This window comes from Affinundibacterium flavidum, from assembly GCF_014284175.1.
GTDB lineage: Bacteria > Pseudomonadota > Gammaproteobacteria > Burkholderiales > Burkholderiaceae_D > Undibacterium > Undibacterium flavidum.
This window is the reverse complement of record NZ_JACOGA010000001.1, coordinates 15530-29483: the sequence shown is the minus strand read 5'-3', so window position 1 is coordinate 29483 and position 13954 is coordinate 15530. Positions and strand designations below refer to the sequence as shown.

The following is a 13954-nucleotide window of genomic DNA, read 5'->3' as shown; positions in this document are numbered from 1 at the left end:
AACCTCTAGCTTAAGCAGCCGCAATAATCGCCAAAAAATCTACAGCCTTCAAAGCAGCACCGCCAATCAATCCACCATCGATATCAGGCATCACCAACAATTCCTTAGCATTATCAGGCTTCATACTTCCACCGTACAAAATACGAACTTTTTCCGCTGCAAACGCACTACGCTCAGCGAGCGTCTTACGCAAAACAGCATGCACTTCTTGAGCCATTTCCGGCGTCGCTGTTTTCCCAGTTCCAATCGCCCAAACTGGCTCGTATGCCACAACGATGCGCGCCAAAGCGCCATCATCAAGCACATCCATGACAGCTTGCAACTGAGTGACGACGACCTCATTGGTCTTACCTGCTTCGCGCTGCTCCAAGGTCTCCCCAACACAGACGATAGGGCAAATATTCGAACGCAATGCCTGCAAAGATTTTTGAGCAACCAACTCATTCGATTCATGATGATATGCACGTCGCTCAGAATGCCCGACAATCACATACTTACAAGAGAAATCCGCCAACATTGCTGGCGACACCTCACCTGTATAGGCGCCAGATTGATGTGCGGAGACATCTTGCGCACCAAAAGCGATCGAGGTTTTTGCCAACAATGCATCGCACTGAGCCAGATACACTGACGGCACGCAAACTAGAACTTCACTCGCTGACTCAATTGATGCAGCCAGCAAATCCCCTAGCAAGCCAGAGTTTGCAGAGAGACTGCCGTTCATTTTCCAATTACCGGCTATTAATGTGCGTCGCTGTTGTGCCATAGGATTCAAAATTTAATTAACTTGCTATTGTATCGTGCCAGAGCTGGCAGGGTCAATTTTCCAGCCAAAAGTTTAAAATCAATTACGACATTTTTGTTCAAACAATGATAATTTTAATCAGAAAAGAAACATTTTTTCATATGTCAAAGAGTAGCTTGCAAGAAACGATAGCGACGCATGACTTCATTATTCGATTACAACTCCAAAACCAGCTTGCCAATATGCTGACTAGCCTCCATCGCCTCATGCGCCTTACACGCATCCTTTAAGGCGAAAACCTGGTGCACCACCGGCTTAACCGCCCCACTCTCCAATAATGGCCAAACCTGTTGACGTAATGCGCGGGCAATGTCCGCCTTGAATGCGACTGAACGCGGACGCAGCGTTGACCCAGTAATATGCAAACGACGACGCAGCACTTGCGACAAATCCAACTCAGCTTTAGCACCGCCCAATAGTGCAATTACAACCAAGCGCCCATCATCCGCCAGGCTATCAATATTTTTTGATAGGTATTTACCCGCCACCATATCCAAAATGACATTCACCCCCTTACCCGACGTCTCCGCTTTGACAATCTCAAGAAAATCCTCAGTCCGATAATTGATGGCACGCACCGCACCCAGCTTTTCTACCGCGCGACATTTCTCATCGGAACCCACTGTGGCCAACACCCTAGAACCCAAAGCCGTCGCAATCTGTATCGCAGCAACACCAATCCCCGAGGTTCCACCATGCACCAACAAAGTCTCACCCGCCGACAAACTTCCACGATCAAATACGTTTGACCAGACAGTGAAAAAAGTTTCTGGCAAGGATGCAGCTTCAATCACGCTCAAGCCACGAGGCACCGGCAAACATTGAGCAACGGGCGCGACACAAAATTCTGCATAACCACCGCCCTGCACCAAGGCACAAACCTGATCACCAATACAAAATTCGCTTCCGGACAAATCCCCGGCAACAATTTCACCGGCAACTTCCAAACCTGGCAAATCCGAAGCTCCGACAGGCACTGGATAATGCCCCATGCGTTGCAATACATCCGGTCGATTGACGCCAGCCGCCTGCACTCGGATCAGCACTTCACCAGCAGCAGGGACTGGCACAGGACGCTCACACAACTGCAAAACCTCAGGCTGACCGTATTGAGTAATTTCGATTACTCGCATTATTCCCTCACCTCCCTCACCAAAATCAAGTCACTAAACAAACACTTTATATAAAAAAACCGTTCGCAGTTTCCCACGAACGGTTTTGATTTTACGCCGATTTGTTTTCGACGATATTAGGATCATCTACTAACAAGAAGCTTTTACGCCTCCGGTGCAGCCTCTGCAGGAGCAGCAGCTTCAACAGCAGCCTTCATCGACAATTTAAAGCGACCGCGATCGTCTGTTTCCAAGACTTTCACGCGCACTTGCTGACCTTCTTTGAGGTAGTCAGCAACAGCATTCACGCGCTCATTAGCGATTTGGCTGATGTGCAACAAGCCGTCTTTACCTGGCATGATTTGTACAATCGCACCGAAGTCCAACAACTTCAATACTGTGCCTTCGTAGATCTTGCCGACTTCAACTTCTGCCGTCAATTCTTCAATACGACGTTTCGCTTCTTGACCCGCAGCTGCATCAACAGAAGCGATCGTTACTACACCTTCATCGCTGATATCGATTTGCGTACCAGTTTCTTCTGTCAATGCACGAATGACCGCACCGCCCTTACCGATCACATCGCGGATTTTTTCCGGATTGATTTTCACAGTAATCAAGCGTGGTGCAAAATCAGACAATTCCACTTTACCGACTGGAACTGCTTTTTGCATTTCACCCAAGATATGATCACGGCCTTCTTTAGCTTGCGCCAAAGCGACTTGCATGATTTCTTTCGTAATACCTTGGATTTTGATATCCATCTGCAAAGCAGTGATACCTTCTGCAGTACCAGCAACTTTAAAGTCCATATCGCCGAGATGATCCTCATCACCCAAGATGTCCGTTAAAACAGCAAATTTATTGCCATCTTTAATCAAGCCCATCGCGATACCAGCCACGTGTGCTTTCATCGGTACACCCGCATCCATCAATGCCAAGCAACCACCGCACACAGATGCCATGGAAGAAGAACCATTGGATTCTGTAATTTCGGAAACCAAACGCACTGAGTAGCTAAAATCTTCTGGCGCTGGCAATGCAGCTTGCAATGCGCGTTTCGCCAAACGGCCATGACCAATTTCACGACGCTTAGGTGTGCCAACGCGACCTGTTTCACCGGTAGCAAACGGAGGCATGTTGTAATGCAGCATGAAGCGATCAGAGTATTCACCCATCAATGCATCAATTTTCTGCTCATCACGGGAAGTACCCAAAGTCGCAATCACCAAAGCTTGTGTTTCACCGCGTGTGAACAAGGCGGTACCGTGCGTACGTGGCAATACGCCAGTACGGATCGTGATTGGACGCACTGTGCGTGTGTCACGACCATCGATACGTGGCTCACCATCCAAAATTTGGGAGCGAACGATTTTTGATTCCAAGTCAAACATGATATTGCCAACATCGCCAGAATCTGGCGCTGCAGTACCAGCCGCTACTGCTTGTTCAGCCAAAGCTGCACTGACTGCTGCACTTGCTGCTTTTAACTGTTCAGTACGCGCTTGTTTTTCTTTAGTTTGATACGCAGCGCGCAACAAAGGCTCAGCTACTGCAGTCACTGCAGCAATCAAAGGCTCGTTCTTAGCTGCCGGCGCCCATTGCACTTCTGGCTTGCCGCCATCACGTACCAAATCATGAATCGCATCAATCACTGCTTTCATTTGTGTGTGACCATACACAACCGCGCCCAACATCACCTCTTCGGACAATTGTTGCGCTTCAGATTCCACCATCAACACAGCAGATTCAGTACCAGCGACAACTAAATCCATCGCAGATGTTTTCAATTGCGTTGCAGTTGGGTTCAATACATATTGACCATCGATGTAACCAACGCGTGCCGCACCTACTGGGCCGCTAAATGGAATGCCGGATACGCAAATCGCTGCAGACGCACCAATCATTGCTGCTATATCAGGATCGATTTCTGGGTTCACAGACAACACGTGCACAATGACTTGCACTTCGTTCAAATACCCTTCTGGGAACAATGGACGAATCGGGCGATCAATCAAACGCGACGTCAATGTTTCTTTTTCTGATGGACGACCTTCACGCTTGAAGAAACCACCTGGAATACGACCAGCTGCATAAGTTTTTTCCAAGTAATCCACGGTCAATGGGAAGAAATCCTGACCTGGCTTGGCGTCTTTTTTCGCAACAACGGTTGCCAATACGACGGTATCTTCAATCGACACCATTACTGCGCCAGAAGCCTGACGTGCGATTTCACCTGTTTCCAAGGTCACTGTATGTTGACCGTATTGGAATGTTTTCGTAACTTTATTAAACACAATGTGTCCTTTCACTATTTTCCGACAGATTTCCAGGGGCTGTCGTTCACCTCACCACAAGTAATTCAGCTTCGAATCACCCTTACTATTAGGACTTACGCAAAACAGACGCTAGCGTCGTTGCTGTCGCCTCGCCGTACAAAAGTACTGTCTTCGGCGACGCGCCTAGCTAGCGCAATTTTGCGTAAGTCCTAACTATTTCCAGCATTTTCACTACATTTACCACTCAGAGCGCCCAAACTTTAAGCAAATTTAGATGCCCCAAAGGCAAAAAGCCTGCATCAGTCAAACTGACGCAGGCTTTTTACTTTAATTCTTTGCTGTGTTTAGCAAAATACTCTGATGAGTAGATTACTTACGCAAGCCGAGTTTTTCGATCAATGAACGATAACGGTTCAAATCTTTACCTTTCAGGTAAGACAACAAACTCTTACGACGGTTAACCATCATGATCAAACCACGACGTGAATGGTGATCTTTAGAGTGAGATTTGAAATGACCGTTCAAGTCATTGATACGTGCAGTCAACAAAGCAACTTGCACTTCTGGAGAACCTGTGTCGTTTTGACCACGGGCATTATCCGCAACGATAGCGGCTTTTGCACTTTTTTCGATAGACATCTTATTTCCTTTACATGCGATACCAAGAGTTAGGTTTTTGAACCAACACCTTCGATATCGTGAAATACCATTAAATAAATCCCATCAGAATTTGATGAGACCGCGACTATAGCATGAAAAATAGCGAAAACTCAAGGCAAAACATGAAATGCCTCTCACAATATGAATTCTGTTGCAAGAGGCTTTTCAAAAATACAAAGAAATACTAAATCTGAGGATTCAACTTCTCAACCTTAGAGTGCAATTTATTCAAAGCCGAAATGTAGGCCTTCGCCGATGCCACCACGATATCCGGATCTGCCCCCACGCCGTTGACGATACGGCCAGCTTTACTTAATCGTATAGTCACCTCACCTTGCGATTGCGTGCCGGCTGTGATCGCATTAATTGAAAACAGCAACAGCTCAGCTTCGCTCTTCACTTCGGATTCAATTGCACCAACGATCGCATCGACCGCACCGTTGCCTTGCGCGATGCAGGATTTTTCTTTGTCACCTATCGTCATCACTACGACCGCCGAGGAGCGCTCACCCGTTTCTGAATGCTGACTAATGGACACCAGACGATAGTGATCGGCATCGTGTGAATGCTCTTCATCCGCAACCACTGACATGATGTCTTCGTCAAATATCTCAGATTTCTTATCAGCGAGCTCTTTAAAACGTGCGAAGGCGGCGTTGATTTCAGTTTCTGATTCCAAGGCAATCCCGAGTTCTTGCAAGCGCTGTTTGAACGCGTTACGCCCTGAAAGTTTGCCGAGTACGATTTTATTGGCACTCCAACCTACATCTTCCGCACGCATGATTTCATAGGTGTTGCGCGCCTTCAAAATGCCGTCTTGATGTATACCGGAGGCATGAGCAAAAGCATTGGCACCGACGATCGCTTTATTCGGCTGCACAGCAAAGCCTGTAATTTGCGAAACCATTTTCGAAGTCGCCACAATTTGCGTAGTATCGATTCCGATATCCAAATTGAAGTGATCTTTACGTGTACGTACCGCCATCACGATTTCTTCCAATGCGGTATTCCCTGCACGTTCACCGAGACCGTTGATCGTACATTCGACTTGGCGTGCACCACCAATCATCACGCCCGCTAAGGAATTCGCTACCGCCATGCCTAAGTCATTATGGCAGTGCACCGACCAAATTGCCTTATCGGAATTAGGAATGGTTTCACGCAAACGCTTCAATGTACTACCGTACAACTCTGGAACGCCGTAACCAACCGTATCCGCAAAATTAATAGTCGTTGCGCCTTCTTTAATCACCGCCTCAATCACACGGCAAAGGAAATCAAAATCAGAGCGACTTGCATCTTCCGGGCTAAATTCCACATCGTCAGTAAATTGTCGTGCGAAACGAACTGCTTGAATCGCTTGCTCCAACACTTGATCAGGGCTCATGCGCAATTTCATTTCCATGTGCAAAGGTGAAGTCGCGATGAAAGTATGAATACGTTTGCGCTGCGCTTTTTCCAACGCTTCGGCGGCGCGTGAAATATCTCTGTCATTCGCACGTGACAAAGAACAGATAATTGGTTCACGTACGGCAGCGGCAATCGCTTTGATCGATTCAAAATCACCAGGCGAAGCGGCAGCGAAACCCGCTTCGATCACGTCGACTTTCAAACGCTCTAGCTGGCGAGCGATACGTACCTTTTCATCCTTAGTCATTGATGCGCCAGGGGATTGTTCGCCGTCACGCAAAGTCGTGTCGAATATGATGAGTTTGTCTGCCATGTTTGCCTCCGAAAGGTACACAAATAAGTACCAAAATAAAATAATAAAAATAAATGAAAATTCTTTGAAATTCGAGTAAAACTCGATGACTTGAATAGATCTTTCCCGCCCCTTGCAAGACGCACACGGGTGAGAGACTACTCAAGTTGTGGGGTAATGGGATTTAGCGCGCGAGCGCTAGTAGCGTGTTCGCTAGAGACAATGCTAGTAGAGATGCCAGGATAGCGGCAACTGGTAATGCCAACGACAAAAGCAGACCGGAGCGATCTGCTTTAATGAATGCTTTTTGAGCATATGATGTCGTGGATGGGAATTTCATGGGAAAGACTATAAGCGGGATTCCACAAAAGCGCAAGAGCCCGTCCTCAATTATTTCTTAATGTCCTCGGCTTCGTCATGGTGTGCCTCTGGTGTCAACTGCACCAAGCTCACAGGGCGGCCTTTGCGCCAACGCCACAGCAGCAACACGTAGCCAGAGAGCGCATAAATCACAAACAAAGCGAATAAAACTTTTGGTGGATCACTCACTACAGCCACATACGCCAACACGATCAAAAATGGCGCAATGAACGGCACGGAACGCTTCAAGTTCACATCTTTAAAGCTATAAAATGGCACGTTCGTCACCATCGTTAAACCAGCAAACAGAGCGACTGACCAGGCGTACCAGCGCACTTCAATACCAGGGATCGCCAAATCATCCATTAACAAGATAAATCCTGCGACTAAAGCTGCAGCAGCGGGACTTGGTAAACCTTGGAAGTAACGTTTGTCTACCACGGTAATGTTTGCGTTAAATCGTGCCAAGCGCAGAGCCGCACCAGCACAATATACGAATGCAGCCAACCAACCCAGCTTACCCATGCCTTTTAGAGCCCATTCATAAGCAATCAAAGCTGGCGCAACGCCGAACGACACCATATCTGACAAACTGTCATATTGCGCGCCAAATTCACTTTGTGTATTAGTCATACGGGCAACACGGCCATCGAGGCTATCCAAGACCATCGCCGCAAAAATCGCCAAACCAGAATGTTCAAACTTTTGATTCATTGCCATCACAATCGCATAAAACCCGCAGAACAAGGCGGCTGTTGTGAAAGCATTCGGCAATAAGTAAATTCCACGCGCTGGCTTACGCGGTGCGGATGCGGGATCAAGATTATTTTTTCTCGCGCCACGTGGAAACAGTTTGAAACTACCTTTAGGCTTGCGATTTTTAACTGAACTCATGCTGAATCATTTGGAAAATAGAGGAGAAAGACTGGGGCTATTACGACACATTTACAAGCCATTTGCGTTGTATTTGCAATTATTTATCAGAACAATCACAGAATAGTGAACATCTGACCCAATCAAGAATGCGACCAAGTATAACCGTGAAATGCGGTTCAGAAAACAGTTTTGCAAATTGGTCAACTCAACACGGACACGACTTTGCTACATCAATTAGTTCGATTTAGACGTCAACTTGGAAGAAAAACACGCTATTAGCTTCTCTCAAAAATACATCCGCAAACAAAAAGGCTTTGCCAGTGGCAAAGCCTCTTTGCATTCATTAAAGCAAAACAGCTTACTGCGCTTGCTTTAACTGCTCAAGAATCGCTGGATTTTCCAAGGTAGAAATATCCTGTGTAATCTCTTCGCCTTTTGCTAATACGCGCAATAAGCGGCGCATAATCTTACCGGAGCGAGTCTTCGGCAAGTTGTCGCCAAAACGAATTTCTTTTGGTTTCGCGATTGGACCAATTTCTTTGGCAACCCAATTGCGTAAATCCAGCGCAATTTGTTTAGCTTCATCACCCGTTGGGCGGCTACGCTTCAAAACCACGAACGCACAAATTGCCTCACCAGTCGTATCATCAGGCTTGCCAACGACCGCTGCTTCTGCCACGAGAGGATTGGCAACCAACGCCGATTCAATTTCCATCGTTCCCATGCGATGACCTGAGACATTCAACACGTCGTCGATACGACCCGTGATAGTGAAGTAGCCAGTATCTTTATTGCGGATAGCACCGTCACCCGCCAGATAGGTTTTACCGCCCAATTCTTCCGGGAAGTAACTCTTCTTAAAGCGCTCAGTATCACCCCAAATATTACGAATCATCGATGGCCACGGACGTTTCACCACCAAAATACCGCCCTGCCCGTTTGGTAAATCTGCGCCTGTTTCATCAACAATCGCCGCCATAATTCCAGGCAGAGGTAAGGTGCAAGAACCTGGGACTAAAGGCGTGGCACCCGGCAATGGCGTGATCATATGGCCGCCTGTTTCGGTCTGCCAGAACGTATCCACGATAGGACATTTCTCACCACCGATATTACGGTAATACCACATCCAGGCTTCAGGATTGATGGGTTCGCCGACTGAGCCAAGTAAGCGTAAAGAAGTCAAATCATATTTATTCGGATGGATTGCCGCATCGCCATCCGCCGCTTTGATCAAGGAGCGAATTGCGGTTGGCGCGGTATAGAAAATCGTCGCTTTGTGCTTTTGTATCATGTCCCAGAAGCGTCCGGCATTTGGATAAGTCGGGATACCTTCAAATACGATTTCTGTCGCACCCATCGCCAATGGGCCGTAAGTAATGTACGTATGCCCTGTGACCCAACCTATATCCGCGGTGCACCAGAACACGTCGTTCGGCTTGATATCAAAAGTCCACTTCATCGTGAGCATCGCCCACAACAAATAGCCGCCGGACGAATGCTGTACGCCTTTCGGTTTACCAGTCGAACCAGAGGTATAAAGAATGAATAGCGGATGATCAGCATTCACCCATTCAGGTTCACATTCTGTCGCCTGATTCGCCACCAATTCATGCATCCATAAATCGCGCGCCGCATTGAAGGGTGCATTGCCACCCGTGCGTTGATAGACAACGACTTTAGAAACTTTTTCACAATCACCGAGACCTAAAGCCTCATCGACAATCGCTTTCAAAGGCAAGTGTTTGCCACCACGGACTTGTTCGTCGGCGGTAATCACCAGTGTCGCACCAACATCGACAATCCGTTCTTGCAGAGATTTTGCGGAGAAGCCACCAAACACAACGGAGTGTGTTGCGCCGATACGGGCACATGCTTGCATTGCTACTACACCCTCCACAGACATAGGCATGTAGATGACGACGCGATCGCCCTTTTTTACGCCAAGTGAGCGCAAGCCGTTCGCGAATTGACAGACTTTAGCATGCAGATCTTTATACGTAATCTTAGTGACGTCGCCACCGTCCGCTTCAAAAATCACGGCCACTTTGTCGCCCAGACCTTTTTGCAAATTAACGTCGAGGCAGTTGTAAGACACATTGAGCAAACCATCATCAAACCATTTGTACAATGGCGCTTCTGATTCGTCTAAAGTCTTGGTGAAAGGTTTATGCCAATGCAGATGTTCGCACGCTAATTTCGCCCAAAAACCTTCATAGTCATTGGCGGCCTCAGCACAGAGTGCGTTATACGCATCCATGCCTGAGATTGCGGCGCTTGCCACAAAATTCGCCGGTGGAGGGAATACACGTGATTCAGCCTTTACTTCTTGATCCGACATAATTGTCTCCATGCTGTTGTGAATATCAAAAAAACTCGGATAACAAATGAAGCAACATGTATAGACAAGTTCAACATCGTGTTCGACGAAAATTCGCCAATTCGCCTTCAAGCCTTTTTGATATTCATCACTTACTATGATTTGACGTTGATTCTAAGGCTAGCAGCCCAAAAAAGCTATTTTTTAGTGAGTGGTATTAGAGGCATGCGCGACAGGTTTCACTTAATTTAACGCAAGAAAACCGCAATTAATGCTAGCCGCAGACATTGCCCGTTCATCGGTGTAAAATGCGGGCAAATTTTACATCTCTATTCGCTTAATTTTGCGTTTCAATTGAAACATCAAAAATTAGGTCAAGTGAATCGTTTATCAGTTTATAAAGGTATCGAATGCCGCATTCTTCCCACGTTGTAGAACCTCAGAAACTCTCTGCTTTATCCAAATTTATTTTCGCCAGCCGCTGGTTGCAATTGCCGCTGTATTTGGGATTAATCTTGGCGCAATGCGTCTATGTTTATCATTTTTGGGTTGAACTCGTCGACCTGATACGCGCTGCGATGGGCGATGCGACGGCTCTACAGCATCTATTAGATGCCGTTTCGGTTGTAGCGTCACATGGCAAAGAAGGTGCGGAAGCAATTGCCCGTCCAAGCAAGTTGAATGAAACTACTATCATGTTGGTGGTACTAGGCTTAATTGACGTAGTCATGATCTCCAATCTCTTAATTATGGTGATCGTGGGTGGCTACGAAACTTTTGTCTCTCGCTTAGGATTGCAAAATCATCCAGACCAACCTGAGTGGCTGTCGCATGTGAACGCAACGGTGCTTAAGGTCAAATTGGCGATGGCAATTATCGGCATTTCTTCAATTCACCTATTGAAAACTTTTATCAATGTTAAGTCCTACGATGCCAAAGATTTGATTGCGCAAACCGTCATTCACGTCGTATTTCTCATGTCTGCATTGGCAATCGCCTACTGTGATCAGTTAATGACTAAAACACAGCAACAAGCAAATAAACATTAAACCAATTATTTTTACTTCATTCAAAAGAGTCCCGCCATGACTACCACGTCCACCACAACCATCATCAAGCAAGATGACCTCATCGAATCTGTTGCAGCCGCTTTGCAATACATCAGCTACTACCACCCTGCTGATTACATCGCGCATTTAGCGCGCGCTTACGAGATAGAACAAAGCCCGGCAGCGAAAGATGCGATTGCCCAAATTTTGACCAATTCCCGCATGTGCGCTGAAGGCAAGCGCCCAATTTGCCAAGATACTGGTATCGTCAATGTATTTTTAAAAATCGGTATGGGCGTGCGTTTCGAGGGCTTTTCTGGCTCGATTATTGATGCTGTAAATGAAGGTGTACGTCGCGGTTATGCTTTTTCTGATAATGTATTACGCGCGTCTATCGTTGCAGATCCATTATTTGATCGCAAAAACACTAAAGACAATACACCAGCGGTGGTGCACATGGAACTGGTTCCAGGCAACACTGTCGATGTGCAACTGGCAGCCAAAGGCGGCGGTTCTGAAAACAAATCGAAATTCGTGATGCTCAACCCTTCAGATTCCTTGATCGACTGGGTGATGAAAACGGTACCGACGATGGGCGCTGGCTGGTGCCCACCAGGCATGCTCGGTATCGGTATCGGCGGTACGGCAGAAAAAGCAATGTTAATGGCGAAAGAATCCTTGATGGAAGACATCGACATGCATGAACTGAAATTGCGCGGGCCACAAAATAAAACGGAAGAACTGCGTATCGAACTCTGTGACAAAATTAATGCACTCGGCATAGGCGCGCAAGGTTTGGGCGGTTTAACAACCGTACTCGACGTCAAGATCAATATGTATCCAACGCATGCGGCGTCTAAGCCAGTTGCGATGATTCCTAACTGCGCAGCTACCCGCCACGCACATTTCGTTTTAGACGGCTCAGGTCCGACTTACATGGAACCTCCGTCACTGTCTAACTGGCCTGATGTGCATTGGGCTGCCGATACAGAAAAATCCAAACGCATCGACTTGAATACTTTGACGAAAGAAGAAGTCGCGTCCTGGACACCGGGTCAAACATTACTCTTAAACGGCAAAATGTTGACGGGTCGTGATGCTGCTCATAAGCGTATTCAAGACATGCTGGCAAAAGGCGAAACTTTGCCAGTCGATTTTACCAACCGCGTGATTTACTACGTTGGCCCAGTGGATCCTGTGCGTGATGAAGCCGTTGGCCCAGCTGGTCCAACCACAGCAACGCGTATGGATAAATTCACCGACATGATGTTGGAAAAAACTGGCTTGATCTCTATGATCGGTAAAGCAGAACGCGGGCCAGCGGCGATTGAATCGATTAAGAATCACAAATCCGCTTATTTGATGGCAGTCGGCGGCGCGGCTTATCTGGTTTCCAAAGCAATCAAAACGGCGAAAGTCGTTGGCTTCGCCGATTTGGGCATGGAAGCGATTTACGAATTTGATGTGGTGGATATGCCTGTAACCGTTGCTGTAGATTCCACTGGTACCTCAGTGCACAATACCGGTCCAAAAGAATGGCAAGCAAAAATTGGAATTATTCCAGTTGCTTAACACCGTAAATAACCAGTCAGAAAACAAACACGCCGACAGCAATGCGCCTGTCGGCGTGTTTGACTCTGGCATCGGTGGCTTATCGGTACTCAAGCATTTACGCGAGCATCTACCGCTGGAAAATTTCTTATATGTTGCCGACACCGCGTACGCGCCCTATGGTGAACGCAGCAATGAAGAATTGATCGCTCGCAGTATCAAGATCACTGAATTTTTCTTGCAACAAGGTGTTAAAGCTTTAGTCATCGCCTGCAATACTGCGACTGCGGCAGCCGTTGCCACTTTGCGTGAACGCTATCCTACATTGATCATCATTGGTATGGAGCCGGGCATTAAACCCGCCGCAGCACGTAGCGCCAGTAAAATTGTCGGTGTATTAGCAACCCGCAGCACTTTGCAAAGTGAAAAATTTAATCGCTTAAGCGAGCAACTTGGACACGAAACGCAGACACAATTTATTCCGCAAGCCTGCGTCGGTCTGGTAAATCAAATTGAACAAGGGGATCTCAAATCAAAAGAGATACTTTCGCTGCTGTATACCTATGTCACACCGCTATTGAAACAAGGAGTTGATACACTCGTACTAGGGTGTACTCACTACCCATTTGTAGAATCGCAAATTCGACAAGTGATTCATGAATTTCAAACTGAACATCAAATCGTCAACAAACAAATCTTCATCATCGATACTGGTGCAGCTATCGCACATCGCTTAGCTAACCTACTGCAGCAACGACAATTATTAAATCAATCAACAAACTCTGCGTTGGCGGCATGGTCAACAGGAAAAGTCGTCACACTGAATTTAGCCTTGGCGTTCAGCGGACTTGCAAGCAAAAACGAAACTGCACAATTTCTTGACCTTTGATAAAACCCCATTCTTGCGGATATTATTCATTGTCATATATTTTGACATTCCAAAAATTTTCTTCATACGAAAGAAAAATTAGGTGCAGCAGACATAAATTTGCAGTTCAATTTCTGCAAACGGTAAACAACCGAGAACATTCGGAAAATATTTTGCTCATCATTTTCCAATGTTGATTAATACTCTGCGGGCAAAAAAAATACCCTCATAACAATTTATTATCCAAATACATTTTAGAAGCTCATTTTAGAATGATAAATAATCTACACATAAAGCATTTATCTTGATAATATCCACTTCGGTTAATTTTTTTCATACTTTGAAAGTAATTCAACCGCATTGCACTAAATAATG

10 protein-coding genes are annotated in these 13954 nt (G+C 46.4%); 3 read left to right on the top strand and 7 right to left on the bottom strand.

What is annotated here, in order from left to right:
- Positions 1–10: 10 nt before the first annotated feature.
- The 7 genes from tpiA to acs form a co-directional block, all read right to left on the bottom strand.
- Positions 11–766 (bottom strand): triose-phosphate isomerase, encoded by a 756-nt coding sequence (gene tpiA / locus H8K55_RS00100; protein ID WP_186939997.1) that lies wholly within the window; start codon positions 764–766, stop codon positions 11–13.
- 194 nt (positions 767–960) lie between these two features.
- The gene (locus H8K55_RS00095; protein WP_186939996.1) at positions 961–1938 is read right to left on the bottom strand and encodes an NAD(P)H-quinone oxidoreductase; all 978 of its coding nucleotides are present in this window, start codon (positions 1936–1938) and stop codon (positions 961–963) included.
- Positions 1939–2081: 143 nt separating this feature from the next.
- Complete coding sequence (gene pnp, locus H8K55_RS00090; RefSeq protein ID WP_186939995.1) at positions 2082–4214, bottom strand: polyribonucleotide nucleotidyltransferase; 2133 nt, start codon at positions 4212–4214, stop codon at positions 2082–2084.
- A gap of 351 nt (positions 4215–4565) precedes the next feature.
- A complete protein-coding gene (gene rpsO, locus H8K55_RS00085) occupies positions 4566–4835 on the bottom strand; it encodes a 30S ribosomal protein S15 (protein WP_186889867.1) in 270 nt (89 codons plus the stop codon).
- 205 nt (positions 4836–5040) lie between these two features.
- Positions 5041–6579: a 2-isopropylmalate synthase gene (locus H8K55_RS00080; RefSeq protein WP_186939994.1), complete on the bottom strand. Its 1539-nt coding sequence runs from the start codon at positions 6577–6579 to the stop codon at positions 5041–5043.
- 369 nt (positions 6580–6948) lie between these two features.
- Positions 6949–7812, bottom strand: a complete 864-nt coding sequence (gene pssA, locus H8K55_RS00075) for a CDP-diacylglycerol--serine O-phosphatidyltransferase (protein ID WP_186939993.1) — start codon at positions 7810–7812, stop codon at positions 6949–6951.
- Positions 7813–8152: 340 nt separating this feature from the next.
- On the bottom strand, positions 8153–10132 hold the full coding sequence (gene acs, locus H8K55_RS00070; RefSeq protein ID WP_186939992.1) for an acetate--CoA ligase: 1980 nt from the start codon (positions 10130–10132) through the stop codon (positions 8153–8155).
- 389 nt (positions 10133–10521) lie between these two features.
- Between acs and H8K55_RS00065 the strand changes: the two genes are divergently transcribed.
- The 3 genes from H8K55_RS00065 to murI are packed head-to-tail and all read left to right on the top strand — an operon-like array spanning position 10522 to position 13600.
- The gene (locus H8K55_RS00065) at positions 10522–11160 is read left to right on the top strand and encodes a TIGR00645 family protein (RefSeq protein WP_186939991.1); all 639 of its coding nucleotides are present in this window, start codon (positions 10522–10524) and stop codon (positions 11158–11160) included.
- A 36-nt stretch (positions 11161–11196) separates the two neighbouring features.
- Positions 11197–12732 carry a fumarate hydratase gene (locus H8K55_RS00060; RefSeq protein ID WP_186939990.1) on the top strand — a complete coding sequence of 512 codons (1536 nt, stop codon included), beginning with the start codon at positions 11197–11199 and terminating at the stop codon, positions 12730–12732.
- The gene (gene murI, locus H8K55_RS00055; protein ID WP_186940316.1) at positions 12725–13600 is read left to right on the top strand and encodes a glutamate racemase; all 876 of its coding nucleotides are present in this window, start codon (positions 12725–12727) and stop codon (positions 13598–13600) included. The genes H8K55_RS00060 and murI overlap by 8 nt, the downstream gene beginning before the upstream one ends.
- The last annotated feature ends 354 nt before the right edge of the window (positions 13601–13954 follow it).